Genomic DNA, 20,774 nt, shown 5'->3' on the forward strand with positions numbered 1-20,774 from the left:
AGATGTGTATAAGAGACAGGTCTGGGGCCGTCTTCACTCTGCCCGAGCTGCCGAGAATAAGCGCGAACGTCACAGATGCCCCGATGATCACAACCGCTGCGACAACGGCGATACCGGCGACGAGCCCCACCCTGGTCACCGGGGTCTTCACTGTCGCAGAAGCGAGGTGGGCCCTCGAGCCGCCCGGGATGGCGTGCACCGACCCGGTGGTCCAAACGGGCGAAGCAGACACCGCCGCGTGCGCGCCGGCTTGCGTGTAGGCCAGATATCCCCCGGCCCCGGCGACACCGGTGACAAGGGGCAGTAGAACCAGTACCAGCATCGAACTGACGTGACTGGCCTCCTCGAGCACGATCACGCAATCCCGCTCGCACACCGCGAGGTGCCGGTCGACCGCATCGACGTTCTTCTTCGCCAGGCTACCGAGCGAGCATGAGGCGAAGAAGCCCGCGACGGCCGCGCACGCGGGATCGTGCGATTTCTTCAGATGCGCCTGAACCCAGGCAGCGCGAAGCCCTGCTTTCGCGCGGATGACGAGCGCAGAAACCGAGTTCGCAGACATCCCCAGAAGCGGTGCGATCTCCCGTGGCTTCATCGCTTCGACCTCGGAGTACCAGAGAACCTCTTGCCACCTGGTCGGCAGCGACCTGAAGGCGGTGGCCGTGATTCCGCCGTCGAGTGCCGCAAGTTCAGCGGCCTCTTCGGTGGCCGGGTCGGCAACGTGGTCAAGTTCGTCTGTCGTGATCGGGTCGGCTATTCGAGACCAGTTGCGCGCGACATTGCGAATCGTAGTCAATAGGTACGGGCGGAACCCTGCCGTCGGACCAGCACCGGCGCGCACCGAAGCGAGAATGTTCGAGAACGCTTCGATAGTGAGATCTTCTGCGTCGTAGCTCGAAAATCCTCGCGCGAACGCTTGACCAGCACCAGCGTGCCGCGCCCAGAGTTCAGCGAACGCCCGAGTGTCTCCGTCGCGCGTCAGAGCGACGAGGTCGATGTCGGAGTGGAGCTGGTCGATGGCTTCAGAGTCGTAGGCGTGTTTCACGGTCAGCCCCCAAAGGCGCGGTAGTAGGCCCCCCGACCCTCACGCTATCGGGTTCGTCGGCGCGCCGCATCTTATGCGGTCGCAAATGAAAGTTTTCGTAGCCGCGTCACGAAACGATGAACGGGGGGTCTTCCTTTACGGAAGCACATGTTGCGGGTACGGGCATCGGAGATCGAGCAGTCGCAGCAGTCCATCCAAGGGGTCGTCATGCTCAGACACGAGAACTATCGCCGGTTTCGGGGAATCTTTGTGGCAATCGCAATCTCAATAGGTGAATCGGTGTCTTCCTAGGCAGAGCAGGCTCGTGGCCTGCCGCGCATTCAACGACAGGAGCGCCCCATGATCACTCTCTTCGCCGCCGCCGCTGGCGCTGTGATTGCAGTATTGCTCGCCGTGCTCATCGTGCTGCACGTGAACGACCGCCCTGCCCGTCGCCGTGAAGTGATGGCTCGGCGCTCGCTCATCTGCGCACTCATCGAAGCCGGCAATGTAGCGACGATCTGGCAGTTTCTCTCGGTGAGTGAGCGCGCCGCGGCCGGCCTCACCGCCAGACGGCTGAATCTGCGCCTGCGCATTTCGGGCCTGCCTGGCGCAGATGCGGCGTCGAACTGGTCGGAGCACATGCTGAGCGAGCTTCGGCGCGACTCGATGAACGGGGGCCTCCAGCCCGCCCTCTTCGACTACTTCGAAACACAACTCCGCACGTGGCTTCGCCAACCTCGCAGGCACTCTCCGATCTTTCGCGACTACGTCGAACTGTGGGACAGGTCAGCGCTCAGCACGGCGGTGTTGGGTCAGCTCTGAGTCACCGCCCCTCGCCGATCAACTTTCGGGAAGCGCCGCGAAGTCGCGCTTGACCCCGGAGTACCAGTCCATGGACTTCTTCGGGTGCATCCATCGGCCCTTCATCGCATCGCGCGCCTCAGCATGGGTCGCATCGCCGGCCTTCACTGCCGCCTTCAGGTGGCGGTCTTGCGCCTTGATCACGTCGTCAGCGGTCGCTTCGACATAGGCCTCATCACACGGTCCGCCCAGCTGGCGGCAGGTCATGGTCTTCATTTCGGTTCTCCTCACGAGGCGCCAGAATGGCACGACTCACTCTCCTGACGAATCAGCAGTCACGAATGTGACGGCGAGTTCGTATCTGGGCTTCTCGGCAGGGTTGCCTTTCGTGGCACGACCTGCCGGAGCGTCGCCGGGGCGGCCCGAAAGACAATGCCCTGCACCTCGTGCTCGACGACCGTGAAATCGAAGGCCACCTTCGCCGTGCCCTGCTGAAACCAGGCCGCACCCGCCCGGCCGTCGATGAACACAGCCAGCGCCGCACGAGCACTGCCATTGAAGAACTCGGCGACCGCAGCCCTGCCGCGAATCGACGAAGGCGTGCCCGCCAGAATCGCCGTGGCGTCGGCGCTCACCTCTGCATCGGGGGCAAGCAGATTGAGCAGGCGTTCGAGATCGCCGCCGCGGGCCGCGGCCATGAAGGCATCCACAACCTGCGCGTCAGATGCAGGGCCATCCGGCTCGGCACTCGCCACCTTGTTTCGCGCCCTCGACGCCAGTTGGCGCGCTGCTGCCGCGCTGCGATCCAGAATCTCGCCGATGCTCACAAAGTCAAACCCGAACGTGTCGGCGAGAACGAATGCCACCCGCTCGTTCGGGGTCAACCTCGCCATGACGACATGAAGCGCCTGGCCGACCGACTCAGCCCGCTCTGCGGTCGTCGCCGGATCGTCGTGGCCGGCGGCGACCGCATCGAGAGTCTCGGCCGGCAAAGGGATGCGCGCGCGCAGCCTGTCGAGGCACAACCGGGTGGTGACCGTCGTCAACCACGCGGGCAGACTGATCACCTCAGTCGAGGCTTCGCTCCAGCGCAGCCACGCCTTCTGCACGATGTCTTCGGCCTCGTGTCGATCGCCGAGCAGCCGCGCCGCGATGGCCGTCAACCGCGGGCGTTCGAGCTCGAAAGACTGGGCTGGCTCCACGTGCTCAAGCCTAACGTTCGCTCTCGCAACTAGGGTCTAGGTGTGACTCGCACCGATCGACTCTACGCACTCGTGGAGGAGTTGCGGGCCGTGGCACCGCGGCCGAGGAGTTCCCGGTGGCTCGCCGAGAAGTTCGGTGTCAGTTCCCGCACCATCGAGCGAGATGTGTCGGCGCTGCAACAGGGTGGAGTACCCATTTGGGCAGAGCCGGGCCGCGCGGGAGGATATTGCCTTGACCCGGCGCACACTCTGGCGCCCCTGGGGTTCACTGTCGACGAGGCGCTCGCCATGATGATCTCCCTGGGCGCTCTGGCCACCAGCCCGTTCCGCGAAGCGGCGGCGTCGGCGCTTCGCAAGGTTGTCGCCGTAACCGACGATCGCCGTCTGAATGAGACTGCGCTTCTCGCGACCCGCATCCACCTGCTCGGTGAGCACCGGTCGAATGAGGCGCCGCGCGAGTTGGCTGACGCGCTCCGAGCCGGGCACGTTCTGCAGATCGCCTACAGCGACCGCAACGGAATTGTCACCTCACGGCACGTCGAACCCATGGGATTCGTCGGGAAGGGCAGTGACTGGTACCTGATCGCCTGGTGTCGCCTTCGTAACGGCCTTCGCGCGTTCCGCGGCGACCGCATCAGCACGGCGGAGTCTCTCGCTGAGCGACCACCGCGACGCCCGCTCAGCGCACAAGACCTCGGCATCGTGTACGGAGAGCTGCGAAGAGTGGGCACAGGCGAGGAATCGCTCTAAACGCCGACAGTACGTTGTCGCTCGGTCAGCCCAGGATGGACTCGTCTGGCCGCGCGGCCCGACAGACAAGGAACCCATGAACCTCGCATCGATTCGAATCATCACTCATGACGTCGACCGGCTCGCACGCTTCTACGAGGCTGTCACCGAAACGGTCGCCGTGCGGCCCGCACCTGTTTTCGCCGAAATTCGAACGGCAACGGGAACCCTCGCGATCGCCAGCACGGCAACGGTCGCGATGCTCGGCGACCACGCACCACAGCCGGGTAGCAACGACACGATCATCATCGAGTACCTCGTCACCGACGTCGACGCGGAGTTCGTTCGGCTGCACGACGTGCTCGAAGACATTGTGCTCGAACCCACCACCATGCCGTGGGGCAACCGCTCCACCCTGTTTCGCGACCCTGACGGTAACCTCGTGAACCTCTTCTCCAGACCGGCGGTCACTTCTGCTTCTCAGTGAGTCGACCCGCGAGGAGCGTGCCGAACAGACCGAATGCCGCGGTCATCCCGAACACAGTGCCGAACGCGACCGAGGTGTCACCGAGACGAGCGATGATCGCCCACCCCACCCACATTTCAGGGAGTGCGATCGTTGCACCCATCGTGATCTCGCCACCGAGCAAAGCAAGAAAGCCGATTCTGACCGACCGCGCGCGGCGGCCAGGATCGACCGCGTCGAGGCGTGCCTGCACAAACGAACCGGCTGTCCACGCAAGTGCGCCCGCGGCGAGGCCGAGACCGACGAATACGGGGCCGACCAGCGAAGGGATCGTCCACACCGAAGAGAGAAAAGCAAACATGGCCGGTTGCAGTCTGCTTGGGTAAGCGATGCCGACGAGGCTGTACGCGTAGGCCATGATCGCGCCAATACCGAGCCCTTGGAGCACGCGGGCGACAACGAAGACCCACCATTCTGGAGCAAGGCCGGCGATGAGACAGCCGGTGGCGAATACGAGACTTCCGATGAATACTGCGCGGGCGGGGCCCCGGCGGTCGATGTCTGTGCCGGCGACCACTGTGCCGACAATATTTGCCAGCATGAGCGCCGAGAGCCCCCAACCGTATCCGCCCAACCCTCCGAGCTCGGTCGCGACGGCCGGCAGGATGGTTGCCACTCCGAGCGACTCGAACGCCACCACCCCGACGCTCAGCAGAATACCGACAGTGAAGGCGCGAAACCTGCGGGAGAACAGGCCTCCGCTGCCGGCCGCCACCTCAGCGAAGGGTTCGCTCGAGTCGACCTGCCAAGGCACCTCAGCGTGCATCCGGTTCAGCTGTTAATCCATCGCGCACCTCACGCAACGTTCCGCTTCGGAACGCAATGAATCTCCGCTAACGTCGAGTCATATCGCAACAGCACAGTGATGCCGCACCACACCCCGCGCGTGCCGCGCCAGGCGGTCGCCCGCGTGACAAGACCATTGATGATAGAGCGACGCAGGCGGTACTCACACTTCTCGGCCGAGGGCCCTACACCGCCCTGACCATGGAGGCCATCGCGGTCACCGCCGGCACGAGCAAACCGGCGCTGCGCCGTCGGTGGAACAGCCTGCCCGGCGTCGTCGTACACGCGCTGATTTCGGTGCTGGGCACCACGCCCACTCTCGACACTGGCTGTGTGCGCTGCGATCTCCTCGCCGGCATTTCAAACCTTGCCGACGGCCTCACCTCTTCCTCGGTCGCGAACGCATTGCCCGGTCTCGTCTCCGATTTCGCAGGCGACAGCGAACTGAAGGCCTTTTTCTTTCGCGAATACTTCGAGCCTCGCCGAAACAGCACCCGCGCCGCCCTCGAACGTGCAATTGCTCGCGGAGAAATCTACAAAACGATTGACATGGAGCTCACGCCGGATCTGCTTGCCGCACCGCTTTACTACCGAGCACTCTTCGGCCACCAACCGATCGACGCCGGCCTGGCCGAGCGAATCGTGCTGAGCGTGCTCGGAGGCATCGCCTCCCCCGACGGGAACCGTCTGCACTAAACAGGCCTGCGCCGTGTGGCGCCTCTCTCACCGTCCCGGGAATACGACGATCCAGGCCCATTTCTGGGTCCACCCAATTCTTCGAGGATTATTGGAGGGCTCGGCGTGCGGGGTGCTGTGGGGCGATGAACATCAATGCCAGCACGGTTATCAGGGCCAGAGCGAGATGCATGAGCACCAAGATGAAGACGGCGTCGGCAGGTTGACCTTGATAGAGGATCCAGGCATCGGGCGCGAATCCCACGATCGTGACGATCACCGCCAGCCCAACGTATAGTCGTTGCGCCCGGGTACTGATCAACGTGAGCGCGGGCCAGGCAAGAGAGGCCAGCACGACTCCGATGATGGTGAGTTTTCCGTAGTCGGCGAACCCATAGTGCTCGTACCCTTTCGTCGCGGGAAAGAGAACCACACCGAGCTGAGCGAGTCCGGCGCACGCGAGCAGCGACAAGGCAACGGCGACGGCGGTCGCGATGATGAACCGCGCTAGGCCCGGCTGGTTTTTGCCGGCCGGAAAATCAAGTCGGAGGGCGGTGATCAACCGGTTGCCTGACTGTCTGGCCGGTTCATTGTGCGAGACGTTAGTCACAACGAGTTTCCTGTCTGAGGCACGCGCACCTTCGGCGTGACAGCACCCACCGTATGCTTCACCCGCAAGGCTGTCGTCAGACCGACGGGTGATCTTGACATCATCCTGAAGGATGACCGTGCCCGCAAAGGAGCAGCCAGCATCTCCACCCGACCCTGCCTCACCGCGGGTATCCGTACCCAGAATGAGAAGACCACGATGGTCCAGCTATGTCATTCGATGTATGTAGCGGTGTTCATCCCCTTGGGGGACGCCACCGGCCAGGGGTCTACCTACCGTGGATACATGGTCATCCCCGCACCCCCGCTGACAGACACCGAACACGCACCGCGTCGGCGTTCGATACTCGACCGATTTTACTTTCTTGCAGTGATCGTGAAGGGTGTCGACGGGGCCGTCGAGCTACTGGCCGGACTCTTACTCTGGCTCGCACCGGCAGCCGTTCACGGTCTGCTCGCCGGAATCGTGAACGAAGCCAACGAGGGCCACACCGCTGCTCACCTCTTCATTGCAAGCAACATCGGCCATCTCGATTCACAACTCGCCCATCAAAACTCGACATTTCTCACTGCCTTCCTGATCGTGCACGGCGTCGTCAAGATCGCTCTGGTCTACTGCCTGTTGAAGCGGTTTCACCGCGCATACCCGTGGGCACTCTCAGTGTTGACAGTGTTTCTGGCGTATCAGGTCTATGCCCTCGTCACGACGCCAACTCTCTCGATGGCGATATTCACCGCTCTAGACGTCGTGATCATCTACTTGGTGTGGCGCGAATATCGCGAACTCAAATCACACGTCGCAAGACCGAACGTGCCTGCTCGAAGTGACTCCAACTGAAATGACCAACACCCCCTACGACACCCTCGGGTACCGCGTTACGGCGACTTCTCCTGCATCGAGGTCGCGGGCAAGCAGGATGCTCCACACCATCGGGCAGGCGAGCTCACACTCCGCCGCGGGTCTCTTCGCGACCGCATCGATCTTGGCCTGGGTCATCTTCGGCATCCTCACCAATTTTCCCGACTGGTGGGACAACGCGCTTTATGTCGTGAGTTCGTCGGTGACCTTCATCATGGTGTTCGCCATTCAGCACACCCAATCCCGGCAACAATCAGCGACTCAACGAAAACTCGACGAGATCCTCCGAGCAATGCCCGGAGCAGACGAGCGGCTCATCGCGGTCGAGGAAGCACCCGATGCTGAACTTGAAGCGCTAACCGAACTCAACCTCAGCGACCGCGAAAAAGCCATCGACGACAGCGGCCTTCTGAGCAGCCACCCACTCAGCGCAAAACACGATGCCCTTACACGGGAAAAACTGGAAGCTCGGCGAACCGACTGACGCACCTTCTTCGATGCGTTCCCCTCACCGCCTATTCCGCCGCGCATCGATGCTGTTCGCAACCACCGTCGCCGCGGCGCGGATCGACCCAGGCGAGGTACGAAGACAGCCTGCTGGTCTGGTCATGGTGGCGCTCATCTCTTCGCTGTGTTCAACGAGACCTTCGTGTAACGGGACTCGTTGGCAGCACTCAGTTGCACTGCTGCCAACACACGCTGTATCTGCAACGCAGAAGCGAACGAGGGTGACGGCTGCCGCCTACCGCTGATGTCTGTCACAAGATCGACGACCTGGTGGGTAAGGAGGTGCTCATAACCGAGGCCATGGCCGGTCGGCCACCAATGGGCGGCGTAAGGGTGAACGGGGTCTGTCACCTGGATGCGTCGAAAGCCTTCGGAATCTTCGGCATCCGTGCCGTCGAAGTATTCGAGCTCGTTCATACGCTCGAAGTCGAAGGCCACCGACCCTCGGTCGCCGTTGATCTCAATGCGGTTGGCGTTGCGTCGGCCGAGAGCCAGCCGCGTGGCCTCGAACACGCCGAGCGCACCGCCGCTGAGCTCCGCGGTGAACGCGACAGCGTCGATGCTCTGCCCGGTCATCCATTGGGCAGTGTCGATGCTGTGTGCCCCGATGTCACCGAGAGCGCCGGATCCGGCCTTCTGCCGGTCGAGCCGCCATGTGAGCGGCGCGAGCGGATCGCTGAGCCAGTCCTGCAGGTATTGGGCACGAACATGACGAATGGTACCGATGCGGCCGTCGTCGACGAATCGTTTCGCCAGAGCAAGCGCGGGGTGGTGCCGAGACGGTCTGCGATCAGCTCGGGGCTTCCTGACAGGGTGATGCTTTCTAGCCAGGGGCCACGATCGGTATCGTCGAGTGGTTCGCCAGAGTGCATTTTCGCGATGTTTCTCTTGGTGTGCAGGCTGCCGCCGTCGACAAATGGAACATCGAGTCGGTTTGCCAGCGCGTTTCCCACTGTTCTGGCGACTTGGGTGAATATGAGCTCTAGTAGCCGGCCGCAGGGTTGATCTGGCCGCGCATGTCGGTGCCGGCGAGAAAGTGTTTGGCGTTGCTGATGATGCGTTCTTGAAGTAGTGGCCAGATCATGTCCCAGGTGTCTGCGGTGTGGGGTGTGATGAGCGCGCGGGGTTCTTTCCAGAGAGGGTGGGAGGAGGGCAACGGTTCGGGTTCGGTGACGTCGAGGGCGGCGCCGCGAATTTGTTTATCCGCAAGGGCAGTCGTTAGCGCGTCGAGGTCGATGAGTCCGCCGCGTGCAATGTTGATGAGGATTGCGCCGGGGTTCATTGTGTGGAGCTCTGGTGCTGCGATGAGTTTTCGAGTTAGAGGGGTGAGGGCGGCCGCGAGCACGACGATGTCGGCCTCGGCGAGTTCATTGCTGAGCCTTTCGAAGGGTTCTGTCTGCTGTGCACCGGGGACAGGTGCTGGCGTTCTGCGGATGATGACAACGTGGTTGTTGAAGGGGGCCAGGAGGCGGAGAAGTTCTGTCGCGATACCGCCTGCGCCGACGATCAGAACGCGTTTTCCGTGCAGCGTAGTACCGGCAGGCTTGCCCCAGTCATGCGCTCTTGCCCGGATTGGCAGGTCTCGGAGCATCGCGAAGATGAGGGCGAGGGCGTGTTCGGCGACGGGCTGCGAGTAGGCACCTTTAGCCGAGGTCCACATGATCTTGTGGTCGAGCAGTCCGGCGAGGGCGAAGTCGTCGACTCCAGCCGAGGGGAGTTGGACCCATTCGATGTTCGGGGCTCTGGTGAGCGCGGCGGCGAGCCCGTCGGGGTCATGAAATCCGAGCCAGATCAGGCCGCGGCTGTCTTCGTCTAGGGTTCCGGCACTGATCCCGGCGTCGTAGAGGGCGTTGACGAGCCAGCGCTCTGGGTTCGGTGCGATGGCTATTTCAGCGATGGTGAATGCTCGTTTCTGAATGCCGTGGTGGTGGTGCCGTGGAGTCGCGGACGACGAGGTGTGTCGCCAGTTCCACTCGTTTTGTGGGCTGTGTTTCGCCGCTGGCGAGCCGGAAGATGGTGGCGACGGCGGTGGCGCCGATTTCTTCGACAGGCTGATGGATCGTTGTCAGCGGCGGTGCCGATGAAGGGGCGAGCATGGTGTTATCGAACCCGACGACGCTGAGTTGCGTCGGGATTGCGATACCGAGTCGGCGGGCTGCTTCCATCACGCCAAGTGCAGTGACGTCGCTTGCGGCAAAGATCGCGGTGGGGCGGTGGGGCCGGGCGAGGATGGTGATTCCGGCCTCGAGTCCTTGTTCGAAGGTGAACGGACCGTGAATGATCTCCGCGAGGTTCGTGGGCAGCCCAGCTTGGTGCATAGCTGCTTGGTAGCCGTGCGTTCGGGCGACATCGCAGGCGGCCCCGGTTGGACCGCCGATATAGGCGATGTTCTCGTGCCCCAGGTCGATGAGGTGTTGGGTAGCCTCCATGCCGCCGGCCCAGTTGGTTGCGCCGACGCTCACGGTCGCGGTTCGGGGCACATCGATCGGGTCGACCAGCACAACAGGAAGTCCCACAGATCGAAGAGCGGCTTCTCGTTCGGCGGAGAACTCGGACGTGACCTCAATCACCCCGACCCGCCCCGTTCTGGCCAAACGTTGCGCCCACTTCATCGGAGACTCGGTGGCGAGTGCGCCGAGTCTCCGGGTGACGACAGCGGCCTTCGCGGATTCGGCAGCGGCTATCGCGCCTGAGAGCAACGCCAACGCGTACGGGTTCTTCAGGGAATCGATAACGATCTCCACGAGGGGCTCCCGGAGCCCTCTGACAGGCCGTTCTCGCTCGCTGACTCCGACGTAACCGAGTTCCTCGACAACTCGTTCGATGTCACGACGGGTACTCTCCCCCACCCCGGTTCGCCCGTTCACTACCTTGGATGCCGTCGCGATCGAGACACCCGCTTCGTCAGCCACCCGGGCGAGGGTGATTCGCCTGGCCGGTTTTCTCCTCTCGGAGATGAGATCGTGTTCTATCGTCACTGACTCTTCGCTCTCGTTCTTTGCCTGAACCATTTCTAGCCGCCCCATCCTCTCACCGTCAACATACGTGCCGCGAAAGTTTTTCGCGAGCATGTTGCTTGACTCTATGGGTCTAATCGACCAAATTTGTGCCGTGAAGACAATACGGTCGTAAAAACTTTCGTAATGTTTTCCTTCCATCACACTGATCGAAAGGACGAGCAATGAAGCTCACAGCAAAAAAACGCGCCACGCTCGGCGTGGCACTGCTCACCGCCGCAGCGTTAGCTCTCACCGCGTGCGGCACGTCGGGTCCCGGCGGGGGTTCCACCGGGAACGCCAGCGCGTGGGCACTGACCGGGCAGCAGAAAACCATCCAGGCGTCATTTGATACCTGGAATGCTGCAAATACGGGCAAGAAAGTCGACGTCCAATTCTTCGGCAACGACGCGTATAAGCAGAAGATACGAACAGCGATCGGCTCCGGCAGCTCCCCCACCCTGATCTGGACGTGGGGAGGCGGGGTTTTGAAATCCTATGTCGACGCGAACAAACTTGTGCCGCTTGACAGCTCGCTGACAGCCAAAGTATTCCCGGCGATCGCCGCCAACGGCGAGGTCGACGGCAAGCTCTACGCGGTGCCTAACAACACTGTGCAACCGGCCCTGATCTACTTCAACAAAGATGTGATGGCCAAGGCTGGCCTGACCGGTGCTCCGACCACCTGGGACGAGCTGCTCTCCGACGTCAAAACGCTCCGCGCGCAAGGAATCGCCCCGTTCTCGCTGGGCGGTGCGAGCAAGTGGCCCGAACTGATGTGGCTGGAGTACCTCACCGACCGGATCGGCGGTCCTACCCCTTTTAAAGCCATCCAGGACGGCGAGGCTGGTGCGTGGTCCAACCCGTCGGTTATTCAGGCGCTGACCATGATCCAGCAACTCGTCGACGCCGGCGGGTTCGTGGACGGGTTCCAATCCGTCGCCACCGACAGCAGCGCAGACTTCGCCCTGATGTACACCGGCAAGGCGGCGATGATCCTGCAAGGCGCCTGGGGATACGCCGCGATCCAGACCGCAGCACCCGACTTCATTTCGGCGAACACCCTCGGCTGGGGTGATTTCCCCACCGTCACGGGTGGCACCGGCGACGCGTCGAACGTCGTCGGAAACGCTTCCAACTACTGGTCGATCTCCGCCGACGCATCCAAGGACCAGCAGACCACAGCCGCCGGCTACCTCACAGGCGGGAACATGACCGACACCTACATCGCCGGGCTGCTCTCCTCAGGCGGTGTGCCGCCGATCACTGGGCTGGATGCGCAAATCGCGAAGAGCGCGAACGCTTCTTTCCTGACGGACGTTTATCAGATGTCAGAGAACGCGGCGAACTTCACTCTGTCCTGGGATCAGGCAATCGACCCGAGCGCTGCTGACGCGCTGCTGACGAACCTTGACCTGGTGTTCTTGAAGCAGAGCACCCCCCAGCAGTTCGCCGATGCGATGACCGCTGCGAGCAAATAGATCATGACCGAAACGCACACCGGGGTGCTGGCCGAACGTCAGGCCGGCACCCCCCGGAATGCCTCGAACAACGCCACTCGAACCGCCGCTCCGAGCGCCTGGTACGCAGCTCCCGCGCTGATCATGTTCGTCGGGTTCGCGATCGTTCCGCTCGTCATCGTCGCGGGGCTGAGCTTCACCGACTGGGATGGCCTGAACGCCATCAACTTTAGCGGGCTCACTAACTGGATCAATGCATTCAACGACCCGCAGACGTACCACTCGCTCGGGCTGACTCTGCAGGTGATGGCACTGAGCTGGATCATCCAGACGCCCATCTCGCTTCTGTTGGGCGTGTTCACCGCCGGGAAACAAAAATACCGGGCCGTGTACGGGGTTTTCTTCTTCATCCCCCTACTGATCTCTGCGGCCGCGATCGCGATCGCCTTCAAGTCCCTGCTCGATCCAAACTTCGGTCTCGGCCAATCACTTGGCGTGCCGTGGCTGTCCCAGAACTGGCTGGGCGACCCGAACATTGTCATCTACACGGTGGTGTTCATCATCGCCTGGCAGTTCGTCCCCTTTCATGCCCTGCTCTATCAGGGCGGCGTGAGGCAGATCCCGGAGAGTCTGTACGAGGCGGCGACTCTCGACGGGGCGGGCCGGATGGCACAGTTCTTCAACATCACCCTCCCGCAGCTTCGGAACACCATCATCACGTCCTCAACCCTGATGCTTGTCGGATCGCTGACCTATTTCGACATCGTGTTCGTTCTGACCGGCGGTGGCCCCGGCACCTCAACCCGGTTGCTCCCGTTGGACATGTACCTGACCGGGTTCTCGTCCTACAACATGGGACTCGCGAGCGTCCTCGCCGTGATCCTCGTCGTGCTCGGCCTGGTGCTATCGCTCGGGCTGACGAAGTTCTCCGGATTCTCAAAGATGAGTAGCGAATTGGAAGGTGCATGATGGCCATCGCCGCCCCCGCCCGAACAACCCCCACAACCCGATTGGCCTCAGCTCCACGGGGGCGAAAACGAAACCGGGTGCTCCCCAATATCCCGGCAGGCATCACGGCCACGATCTGGCTACTCATCGCCATCGTCCCGATCTATTACGTCGTGATCACCAGCTTGAAGAACCAGACCAACTTCTTCTCCGGTAACGCCCTGCTGCCCCCCGCGTCACCGACGCTGGACAACTATGCGCTGGTGCTGCAGAACAATTTTCTGGCCTACTTCGCCAACAGCCTGATCGTGACGCTTGTCAGTGTCGCCTTCGCAGTCGCTTTCGCGTTGATGGCAGCCTTCGCGATCGTTCGCGGCTCGCTCACCAGCAGACGACTGCGGTTGTCGTTTTCGGTGTTCCTGCTCGGGCTGGCGATTCCGCTACAAGCAGTGATTATCCCGATCTACCTGATGATCACCCGCGCCGGACTCTACGACAGCCTCATCGCACTGATCCTGCCCTCCGTCGCATTCTCGCTGCCACTCTCGATTATCATCTTGGTGAACTTCCTCCGCGACATCCCCAACGAGCTGTACGAGGCGATGCGGGTCGACGGTGCGTCGAACTGGAAGATGCTCACCACGATGGTGTTGCCGCTGGCCCGCCCGGCGCTGACCACGGTAGCGATCTATGACGGACTGAACGTCTGGAACGGCTTCATCTTCCCCCTCGTTCTCACCCAAAGCCCCGATAAGCGAGTGCTGCCATTGGCGCTCTGGTCGTTCCAAGGCGAATTCACCTCCAACATCCCCGCCGTGCTCGCTGCCGTCGTCTTGTCCACCCTTCCGATCCTGGCACTGTACATCTTCGGCAGGCGACAGCTACTCGCAGGCCTCACCGCCGGCTTCGGAAAATAACACCACACCGCCAAGGGACCACCACCTCAATATGACTACCATCTTCCATGTCGCAACCACTGGCTCCGACACATCCCCAGGCCACGCCGACTCTCCGCTCCGCACGATCAACCAGGCTGCCGCCCGAGCCCGCCCGGGAGACACCGTGATCGTCCACGATGGTATCTACCGGGAATGGGTGAAACCCCAGTTCGGTGGCTCCAGCGACATCCGGCGGATCACCTACCAAGCCGCAGCCGGCGAACACGTCATCATCACCGGCTCAGAACACATCAACTCGTGGGAGCACGAGCACGGGACGGTCTGGAAGGCGGTCATACCGAACGCCTTTTTCGGCACCTTCAATCCGTTCGCTGAAGAACTCAACGGCGACTGGATCGTCTACGCCGCCGAAGACTCACCGAAGAAACACCTCGGCGACGTGTACCTCAACGGAAAGAGTTTCTACGAAGTCCTCAGCCACACGGAAGTGTCCAACCCAACCCGACGAACAACGGTCGTTGACGACTGGACGGCAACCACAACCACGATCAACGATCCAGCACAGACCTGCTATGTGTGGTACGCCGAAGTCGACGAGGACGTCACAACCATCTGGGCAAATTTTCACAACGCAAACCCCAACACCGAACTCGTCGAAATCAACGTACGCCGTTCAGTGTTCTACCCAACCGAACACCACCTCGACTACATCACCGTACGCGGCTTCGAGCTCTCCCAGTCTGCCAGCCCGTGGACTCCTCCGACAGCCGACCAGCCGGGTCTGATCGGACCGAACTGGGCAAAAGGATGGGTGATCGAGGACAACATCATCCACGACGCAAAATGCTCCGCGATCTCAATAGGTAAGGAAAAGACCACCGGCCACAATTTCGCCACAGACCGCCGCGACAAACCCGGCTACCAATACCAGCTCGAATCAGTGTTTTCTGCCCGCCAGATCGGCTGGGACCGCGAACATGTCGGCTCCCACCTCATCCGTCGGAACACAATATACGACTGCGGTCAAAACGGCATCGTCGGACACCTGGGCTGCGTATTCTCGACCATCGAAGACAACCACATCTACAACATCGCGCTAAAGCGCGAATTTTACGGGTACGAGATCGGCGGCATCAAACTACATGCGGCGATTGATGTGATCATCCGGCACAACCGCATCCACGACACGTCCTTGGGTATCTGGTTGGACTGGCAGACGCAGGGCACCCGACTCTCCCGAAACGTCCTGTACAACAACAGCAGGGATCTCTTTGTCGAGGTAAGCCACGGCCCCTACCTTGTCGAACACAACATTTTTGGCTCCTCCGCATCGCTCGAGATCTTCAGCCAGGGCGGCGCGTTTGTGAACAACCTCGTTCTCGGCAGCGTGCTGCTCGAGCCTGTAGTTGAACGCCCAACGCCTTATCACGTGCCACACAGTACCCAGGTCGCCGGCTATGCCGCCATCCTCGGTGGCGACGACCGGCACATCGGAAATCTCTTCCTCGGCAGCAGCCCCGCAAAACCGTACGGGGCGGACGCATCCCACGGGCACGGTACCTCTGGTTTCGGGTTAGCTGGATACAACGGGCACCCTGCCCACCTGGCGGACTACCTCGCCATGGTCAACGACCCTACCCGCGGCGACCACGAACGCTTCGCCGGCGCGAAACAACCTGTGTACGTCCGCGACAACACCTACGCAGCCGGCGCTGAACCATACGAGCTGGAAGCGAACCCAATCGTTTTGAAAGGGCCGGCAAGCGCCGCTATCATCGAGGCCGACGGTCATGTCTACTTGACGAGCGATCTGCCGCCCGAGTTCGACGTCGCCCAAGTCGAGACCGTCTCGGGCCACGATCTGCTTAAAGTTCGATTCGTCGACGCCGACTTCGAGGAGCGCGACGGGAGCACGGCGACTTTTCTCATCGACGTGAACGGCGTGCAGAAAGAGCACGGGTCCAGCTACCCGCCTGGTCCCATCGCACCGCTAACGAGCGGACTGAACCGAACACGAATTTGGTAATCAGTCGCAGTGGCTGAGAGCACGAACCTTCTGTGCACCCTCTGTGCTTTCGTGAATGTGCAAGCGGTTATTTCACAGTCAACCCGGGGCGGGGGGCACGGTGTCATTTTCGGAGAGGAACTCGCTGCCGTTGCTTCGGCTAGTTGCCCAACTTGCTAGGTTTGCGGCGAGCCCACGAACCACGATCGAATCGGCTTGATCGGGAGCCTCATCTGCAGGATCGGCCCGGCCAATGGCTCTGAGAACATAGGAGGTAGCTGCTCGCTCGCACGTCCCCGGGCCCATGAAGCTAGCACGTCGCGGAGTAACGCGTCGATGAGATCGTCAGGTGGGTCATGAATGCTGGCGCCGTTTCCGAGGTCGATGGCGTGCACCCATACTTCCCACGTGCGCATCCAGATTGTTTCTGACTACCTCGCAGAAGGTGTCATGTCGCCGAGATGGTGGAAGGTTGCAATGCGTTCAGCGACGTTGTCGGGGCTTCCGCCGTCCCTGGCGATGGGTGCGTCGGCTTGCGTGTCGCAGCTCTTACCGGTGGGTGTTGCTTGGCGTAGACGCGTTCCTTCGCTTCCAGCGTGGGCGGACCCGGATTAAACAAACCATCGGCCCCGCGAGACTCTCAGACTTGTACATCTCATCCTTACTGACGCCAGCCCTGTGCGAGTGGTCGTCAGCGAAATTCACGGCCCGACCCCCTCGAGGATGTGTCGTGGCTATTCTCACAGCAGCTTTTAACACAAGAGCTCATCGCACATCAGGCACCTCGATACGATCCTTCACAGCCCTTCCTCATCTCATGTGTCGCTGTCCGGGTTAAGTCCTTTTGGCTCTTGCGAGGATCAAACGCTTCAGAACCTCAGGCGCAACGGTCAGATATCAAATGGATGGCCCTCGTTCACCTCTGAGGGGCTTTGGGCTGCTCCACTGCCGGCCGGAACTTACCAACTACAGAACTCGCCTTTCTTCGCCGCCGGTCTCTCCATCGGAGACGAAATCTCACTATGTCGGTCCCGACGCCAATGCAGCAGACGCCGGAGACGCTCATCGCCCCTCAGCGCTGCGGATGCGGATCGAAGCGAGCTCCGACGAGGAGGCACCTCTCGACATTCGGCTGCGGATGCCTCAGTGGCTGGCCGGTCCAGCAGACGTGAGGGGCTGCGAGGTGGAGCCCGGCGATGGGTTCCAGGTGCTCAGGCACCCTGGTGGGCTCACAATCTGCGACGTCTCGCTACCTTTCACGCTCAGTGCAGTGCCTATTCCAGACGAACCCACCACGATCGCCTTCCGCGAGGGGCCGACGGATGCTGCCGGGATGCTCACTCCCGACAACGAGCGATAGTGGGGCCAATGGATGACGAGGTACCGCACGCGGGCCGGACAGCCTTCGGTACGCTTTCAGCCGCTGCGAGAGGTTGTTAACGAGTCAGTCTCAGTTTATTTCCCTGTCATCGAGCACTTTGCCTCGAATGCACCGGTATGACCACATCAGTCACGTCAGGTTGAGACGTGGAATCTAGGAGTCAAACCTGGGAACGTGCTTGTGCCCGTTGGAGATTCCTGGGCTCCGTGTCACCGAATTTCGTAGGTTCCGTCGAGTCGCGCTCGGCCGACCAGGTGTCCTGCCATCGCATCCCGTAACTCGGCCAACGTGAATTTCTCGGTCAGGGTCGTGCGCCGATTGAGAGCAAACATCTGAAAAACGTAGGAATGCGGCCCGTGAGATGGGATCGGCGCGGGGCCTGCCCAGCCGAGTCGACCGAGCGGGCCCTTGCCATGTCGCACGCCACTAAGTGGGCTCGGGTTCGTCAGAGCGTTTTCAGGAATTGCTTTGAGTGACGGGTCAATGCCAACCGTCAGGTCGTGAGTGGCTGGGCACTTTCCCGGAACATCCGGATCCTGCACTATCAAAACGAGTTCTTCCGTTCCGGCGGGAGGCGTTGTCCAGGTGAGTGCTGGTGAGATGTTCGCCGCAAATATCCGGCCACGATGGTGCTCAGGTATGGGACTCCCATACTCGAACGCGGGACTGGTTAGGGTGAAGTTCTCCGGTGCTTGGACATCTGGTTGTGCCCAAACAAGAGTGTGGTGTCCCGCCCGTCGATTGCGAAGTGCGCGTCCAACGGGATTGATCATGGGCTCTTCTTCTTCTGTGCGTCTAGTGGCGAATCAAGGAGGCATAGTGCTCGCGATTGCCGCCGCAATGATAGGTCCACCACCCGTACCAAGTTGCGGCTTTTTAGTTATACTAAAGGTATTCATTTAGTTACACTAATGAATGATGAAAATGGATACAAGACACCTTTCGGATAGCGCCGCGACAGCCGATCTGAGCGCCACTGTGCGCTCAACTATCGGACGCCTCTATCGACGTTTCCGAAGTGAACGAGTTGATGGAGCGCTCGGAGACACCGCGCTCGAAGTTCTGACGTATCTACACAAGCACGGCCCACGCACCTTGACCGAGTTGAGCGAGATGGCTCAAGTCGCCCCTGCTTCTATGACTCAAAGCGTGAACAGGCTCACCTCTGCTGGTTATGCCGTGCGATCGCCAGACCCGAACGATCGCAGAAAAGTACTCTTCACTGCGACCGCTGCGGGTGCCGAAGTCGCTCTCGCGAACAGTGCGCAGCGAAATGCCTGGCTCGACGCTCAGCTCGAGAACTTCAGTCCTGAAGATCAGAGAGTCATTGCGCACGCTTTCGAACTACTCAATAGAGTTGCGGAGTCCTAGAGGCCGTTTCGGTGACCGGCACTCGAGGCGTCGCGACCACTCCCCCGAACCGAGTTGGCCCGAACAGCACAGATCTTTCTCTGACCAGCTATTTTTTCTGCGGAGGGCGTGAGATTCGAACTCACGAGACATTTCTGCCCACCAGTTTTCAAGACTGGCTCCATCGGCCACTCGGACAGCCCTCCAAGCTCACCGCTGGCACCGAAGCGCCGGCAAGCGAACAAGCCACAATGCTAGCCGATTCGGCGGCGGCGTGCGCGGGAGACGAGTGCGAGCATCCCGAGCACCAGCAGGGCCGCGGCGAGCGCGATACCGACGGCGGTGATGAGCACGTTGGCCCCGGTGCCGGCGAGAGCTGATGTTGCGGTGGCCGAGGCAGCGCCGTCTGCGGCCGTGAGAACGCGGTCGCGGGTCGCGACGCTTGCGCCTGTGATCGTGCCTGCATCTGCATCAGCTCGGGCTCCGGCTCCGCCAGAAGGAGCCGTGCCTGACGTTGACGAAGGGGCAGGAGTGGCCCCGCCTCCGGCCGACGACGGGGTGGGTGTTGGCGGCGGGGTTGCTGCTCCGGTCGGGCCAGCGGGTGCTGTCGATGTGGGTGTGGGTGTGGGTGTCTGGATGCCCGCGGCCGCGTTCACCGTGAGGGTGAAGTGCTGCGGGGCTGACGCCGCCACGGGGTTCGAGGCGACCACGGTGAACGTCGAGGTGGCGGCGAGGGCGGGGGTGCCCGAGATGACTCCGGATGAGGCGTCGAGGCCGAGGCCGGCCGGGAGGGCATCCGGAGCAGTGAACGACAGGGTACCGACCCCGTTCGCAGAGACGGTGGTTTCGTAGTGGGTGCCGACGGTGGCCGCGGGCAATTCTGAGGTGGTCATGACGGGGGCGAGGGGCAGAGCGTAGACGGCCGATTGGTCGGGGGCGACGACGAGCAGGGTGCCGTCGGGGGTGAGGGTCAGCCCCGCGAGGCCGACCGACGCAGGGAGGGTGAGGATGGTGTCGGGCAAGCTGGCACTGGAGGCACCGGCGGGGATCATGCTGACGCTTCGGGTAGACGGGCAGGCGACGAAGATGTTGCCGCGCGCGTCGGAGATGAGGGTGGTGGGACTGCACCCGTCGGGCAGTGCGAAGGTGTTGAGGCCGGCGGCGGGCGCGGAGGCAGCGGTGTCGAACTCGGTCACGATGTTCTCGCCGGCGTTGGCGACGAAGAGCATGCCGTCGGGGGTGATGGCGAGGGCCGTCGGGCGCGACCAGGGATCGAGTACGGCGAATCGGTCGGTCACGACGCCCGTGCCGGTGATCTTCGAGACGGTGTCGGTGCCAGAATTCGCGGTGAAGAGGTTGCCGTGATTGTCGGCCACGATGTCGGTTGGCCACGACAGGTTTGCGAGTCTGGCGAAGGTCACGGTGAGGCCGCCACCCGGGGTGAGTTGGGTGACGGAGTCACCGATGGTGTTCGCCGAGAAGATGTTGCCCGCCGTGTCGTGGGTGAGTGCCGCGGGGTTCGTGCCCGGCTTCAGGTCAAACGTCGTCGGCGCTGAATCGCTGCCGGGCTGGAACCGGCTGATGCTGTGGGCGCCCCAGTTCGCGGTGTAGAACGTTCCGTCGTCGGTGCGGGTGACGGATTTCGGATGCGCGTCGGCACCCAGGCCGACAACACCGCCCACCCCGACCACTGTGTTCGGGGTGCCGTCGGCCCCGAAGAAGCTGAGGGCGTTGGTGGCGTAATCGGCCGTGACGAACCCACCTCCCCCGGTTGAGACGATCGCCCGCGGCGACGCGCCTGACCCCACATACGCAAGAAGGGCCGCGCTTGGCGCGACCCTTCTTGGCTGTTCACTGACGCCACCCATCGGACTGGCGGCTGCGGCCACCGACCCGAGTGCGACCAGCGCCGTGATGGCGGGAATGGAAAACAATGATCTGCGATTCATAGTGGAAACCCCTGAACTTGACTGCTCTGATATCTGTCGACCCCCCGATGAGGGTGAGCATATCT

The 20,774-nt window shown here is 62.0% G+C and carries 20 protein-coding genes, 1 tRNA gene and 2 pseudogenes; 12 read left to right on the plus strand and 11 right to left on the minus strand.

What is annotated here, in order from left to right; all coding sequences use genetic code 11:
- Nucleotides 1-1,045: sigma-70 family RNA polymerase sigma factor (locus QN358_RS15690; RefSeq protein WP_323512913.1), on the minus strand; the 1,045-nt coding region annotated here is incomplete at its 3' end.
- Nucleotides 1,046-1,384: 339 nt separating this feature from the next.
- Between QN358_RS15690 and QN358_RS15695 the strand changes: the two genes are divergently transcribed.
- Nucleotides 1,385-1,849 (plus strand): hypothetical protein, encoded by a 465-nt coding sequence (locus QN358_RS15695; RefSeq protein ID WP_323512914.1) that lies wholly within the window; start codon nucleotides 1,385-1,387, stop codon nucleotides 1,847-1,849.
- A gap of 18 nt (nucleotides 1,850-1,867) precedes the next feature.
- Here the strand turns inward: QN358_RS15695 and QN358_RS15700 are convergent, their stop codons facing one another.
- Nucleotides 1,868-2,104, minus strand: coding sequence for a hypothetical protein (locus QN358_RS15700; protein ID WP_136643174.1), 237 nt, complete (start codon nucleotides 2,102-2,104; stop codon nucleotides 1,868-1,870).
- Between the two features lie 59 nt (nucleotides 2,105-2,163).
- Nucleotides 2,164-3,030: a sigma-70 family RNA polymerase sigma factor gene (locus QN358_RS15705; RefSeq protein ID WP_323512915.1), complete on the minus strand. Its 867-nt coding sequence runs from the start codon at nucleotides 3,028-3,030 to the stop codon at nucleotides 2,164-2,166.
- A 42-nt stretch (nucleotides 3,031-3,072) separates the two neighbouring features.
- Here QN358_RS15705 and QN358_RS15710 point away from each other — a divergent pair, with 42 nt between their 5' ends.
- Nucleotides 3,073-3,780, plus strand: a complete 708-nt coding sequence (locus tag QN358_RS15710; RefSeq protein WP_323512916.1) for a helix-turn-helix transcriptional regulator — start codon at nucleotides 3,073-3,075, stop codon at nucleotides 3,778-3,780.
- 76 nt (nucleotides 3,781-3,856) lie between these two features.
- Complete coding sequence (locus QN358_RS15715; RefSeq protein WP_136643171.1) at nucleotides 3,857-4,246, plus strand: VOC family protein; 390 nt, start codon at nucleotides 3,857-3,859, stop codon at nucleotides 4,244-4,246.
- On the opposite strand, the gene QN358_RS15720 is transcribed toward QN358_RS15715, so the two are convergent.
- Nucleotides 4,227-5,039, minus strand: a complete 813-nt coding sequence (locus QN358_RS15720) for an MFS transporter (RefSeq protein WP_323512917.1) — start codon at nucleotides 5,037-5,039, stop codon at nucleotides 4,227-4,229. The genes QN358_RS15715 and QN358_RS15720 overlap by 20 nt on opposite strands.
- Before the next feature lie 233 nt (nucleotides 5,040-5,272).
- Between QN358_RS15720 and QN358_RS15725 the strand changes: the two genes are divergently transcribed.
- Nucleotides 5,273-5,767 (plus strand): TetR-like C-terminal domain-containing protein, encoded by a 495-nt coding sequence (locus QN358_RS15725; RefSeq protein WP_237280480.1) that lies wholly within the window; start codon nucleotides 5,273-5,275, stop codon nucleotides 5,765-5,767.
- An 88-nt stretch (nucleotides 5,768-5,855) separates the two neighbouring features.
- Here the strand turns inward: QN358_RS15725 and QN358_RS15730 are convergent, their stop codons facing one another.
- Nucleotides 5,856-6,356, minus strand: a complete 501-nt coding sequence (locus QN358_RS15730) for a DUF6069 family protein (RefSeq protein ID WP_136643168.1) — start codon at nucleotides 6,354-6,356, stop codon at nucleotides 5,856-5,858.
- A gap of 285 nt (nucleotides 6,357-6,641) precedes the next feature.
- Here QN358_RS15730 and QN358_RS15735 point away from each other — a divergent pair, with 285 nt between their 5' ends.
- Together QN358_RS15735 and QN358_RS15740 are read left to right on the plus strand one after the other, a co-directional pair.
- On the plus strand, nucleotides 6,642-7,193 hold the full coding sequence (locus QN358_RS15735; RefSeq protein WP_323512918.1) for a DUF2127 domain-containing protein: 552 nt from the start codon (nucleotides 6,642-6,644) through the stop codon (nucleotides 7,191-7,193).
- Nucleotides 7,194-7,272: 79 nt separating this feature from the next.
- Nucleotides 7,273-7,698, plus strand: coding sequence for a low affinity iron permease family protein (locus tag QN358_RS15740; RefSeq protein ID WP_237280484.1), 426 nt, complete (start codon nucleotides 7,273-7,275; stop codon nucleotides 7,696-7,698).
- A gap of 134 nt (nucleotides 7,699-7,832) precedes the next feature.
- Here QN358_RS15740 and QN358_RS15745 read toward each other — a convergent pair.
- From QN358_RS15745 to QN358_RS15755, 3 genes and pseudogenes are all read right to left on the minus strand, one after another.
- Nucleotides 7,833-8,498: pseudogene (locus QN358_RS15745) on the minus strand (Gfo/Idh/MocA family protein); the annotation flags it as partial.
- A 205-nt stretch (nucleotides 8,499-8,703) separates the two neighbouring features.
- Nucleotides 8,704-9,639 carry a D-isomer specific 2-hydroxyacid dehydrogenase family protein gene (locus QN358_RS15750; protein WP_136643164.1) on the minus strand — a complete coding sequence of 312 codons (936 nt, stop codon included), beginning with the start codon at nucleotides 9,637-9,639 and terminating at the stop codon, nucleotides 8,704-8,706.
- Nucleotides 9,611-10,699, minus strand: a complete 1,089-nt coding sequence (locus tag QN358_RS15755; protein WP_323512919.1) for a LacI family DNA-binding transcriptional regulator — start codon at nucleotides 10,697-10,699, stop codon at nucleotides 9,611-9,613. The genes QN358_RS15750 and QN358_RS15755 overlap by 29 nt, the downstream gene beginning before the upstream one ends.
- 203 nt (nucleotides 10,700-10,902) lie before the next feature.
- Here QN358_RS15755 and QN358_RS15760 point away from each other — a divergent pair, with 203 nt between their 5' ends.
- The 5 genes and pseudogenes from QN358_RS15760 to QN358_RS18905 form a co-directional block, all read left to right on the plus strand.
- Nucleotides 10,903-12,198 carry an extracellular solute-binding protein gene (locus QN358_RS15760; RefSeq protein ID WP_201799333.1) on the plus strand — a complete coding sequence of 432 codons (1,296 nt, stop codon included), beginning with the start codon at nucleotides 10,903-10,905 and terminating at the stop codon, nucleotides 12,196-12,198.
- 3 nt (nucleotides 12,199-12,201) lie between these two features.
- Complete coding sequence (locus tag QN358_RS15765; RefSeq protein WP_416352010.1) at nucleotides 12,202-13,146, plus strand: carbohydrate ABC transporter permease; 945 nt, start codon at nucleotides 12,202-12,204, stop codon at nucleotides 13,144-13,146.
- Entirely contained in the window at nucleotides 13,146-14,042 is an 897-nt protein-coding gene (locus tag QN358_RS15770; protein ID WP_201799335.1) for a carbohydrate ABC transporter permease, read from the plus strand. Before QN358_RS15765 ends, QN358_RS15770 begins: the two co-directional genes overlap by 1 nt.
- A 145-nt stretch (nucleotides 14,043-14,187) precedes the next feature.
- Nucleotides 14,188-16,050, plus strand: coding sequence for a right-handed parallel beta-helix repeat-containing protein (locus QN358_RS15775; protein WP_323512920.1), 1,863 nt, complete (start codon nucleotides 14,188-14,190; stop codon nucleotides 16,048-16,050).
- 798 nt (nucleotides 16,051-16,848) lie between these two features.
- Nucleotides 16,849-17,046: pseudogene (locus tag QN358_RS18905) on the plus strand (DUF4265 domain-containing protein); the annotation flags it as partial.
- A gap of 573 nt (nucleotides 17,047-17,619) precedes the next feature.
- On the opposite strand, the gene QN358_RS18910 reads toward QN358_RS18905, so the two are convergent.
- Complete coding sequence (locus tag QN358_RS18910) at nucleotides 17,620-18,183, minus strand: YbhB/YbcL family Raf kinase inhibitor-like protein (protein WP_416352011.1); 564 nt, start codon at nucleotides 18,181-18,183, stop codon at nucleotides 17,620-17,622.
- 151 nt (nucleotides 18,184-18,334) lie between these two features.
- On the opposite strand from QN358_RS18910, the gene QN358_RS18915 reads away from it, so the two are divergent.
- Nucleotides 18,335-18,781 (plus strand): MarR family transcriptional regulator, encoded by a 447-nt coding sequence (locus QN358_RS18915; protein WP_161580458.1) that lies wholly within the window; start codon nucleotides 18,335-18,337, stop codon nucleotides 18,779-18,781.
- 100 nt (nucleotides 18,782-18,881) lie between these two features.
- Here the strand turns inward: QN358_RS18915 and QN358_RS15780 are convergent.
- A tRNA-Ser gene (locus QN358_RS15780) sits at nucleotides 18,882-18,966 on the minus strand.
- A gap of 48 nt (nucleotides 18,967-19,014) precedes the next feature.
- Nucleotides 19,015-20,709: a putative Ig domain-containing protein gene (locus tag QN358_RS15785; RefSeq protein ID WP_323512921.1), complete on the minus strand. Its 1,695-nt coding sequence runs from the start codon at nucleotides 20,707-20,709 to the stop codon at nucleotides 19,015-19,017.
- Between the last annotated feature and the right edge of the window lie 65 nt (nucleotides 20,710-20,774).

This window comes from Subtercola sp. RTI3 (assembly GCF_035018625.1).
GTDB lineage: Bacteria > Actinomycetota > Actinomycetes > Actinomycetales > Microbacteriaceae > Subtercola > Subtercola vilae.

What these genes read in the sequence shown, in the direction of transcription:
- QN358_RS15715 (WP_136643171.1), top strand. Translation starts at nt 3,857, where the DNA reads ATGAACCTCGCATCGATTCGAATCATCACTCATGACGTCGACCGGCTC.
- QN358_RS15740 (WP_237280484.1), top strand. Translation starts at nt 7,273, where the DNA reads ATGCTCCACACCATCGGGCAGGCGAGCTCACACTCCGCCGCGGGTCTC.
- QN358_RS15735 (WP_323512918.1), top strand. Translation starts at nt 6,642, where the DNA reads ATGGTCATCCCCGCACCCCCGCTGACAGACACCGAACACGCACCGCGT.
- QN358_RS18910 (WP_416352011.1), bottom strand. Translation starts at nt 18,183, where the DNA reads ATGATCAATCCCGTTGGACGCGCACTTCGCAATCGACGGGCGGGACAC.
- QN358_RS15700 (WP_136643174.1), bottom strand. Translation starts at nt 2,104, where the DNA reads ATGAAGACCATGACCTGCCGCCAGCTGGGCGGACCGTGTGATGAGGCC.
- QN358_RS15785 (WP_323512921.1), bottom strand. Translation starts at nt 20,709, where the DNA reads ATGAATCGCAGATCATTGTTTTCCATTCCCGCCATCACGGCGCTGGTC.
- QN358_RS15765 (WP_416352010.1), top strand. Translation starts at nt 12,202, where the DNA reads ATGACCGAAACGCACACCGGGGTGCTGGCCGAACGTCAGGCCGGCACC.
- QN358_RS15725 (WP_237280480.1), top strand. Translation starts at nt 5,273, where the DNA reads ATGGAGGCCATCGCGGTCACCGCCGGCACGAGCAAACCGGCGCTGCGC.
- QN358_RS18915 (WP_161580458.1), top strand. Translation starts at nt 18,335, where the DNA reads ATGGATACAAGACACCTTTCGGATAGCGCCGCGACAGCCGATCTGAGC.
- QN358_RS15695 (WP_323512914.1), top strand. Translation starts at nt 1,385, where the DNA reads ATGATCACTCTCTTCGCCGCCGCCGCTGGCGCTGTGATTGCAGTATTG.
- QN358_RS15770 (WP_201799335.1), top strand. Translation starts at nt 13,146, where the DNA reads ATGGCCATCGCCGCCCCCGCCCGAACAACCCCCACAACCCGATTGGCC.
- QN358_RS15760 (WP_201799333.1), top strand. Translation starts at nt 10,903, where the DNA reads ATGAAGCTCACAGCAAAAAAACGCGCCACGCTCGGCGTGGCACTGCTC.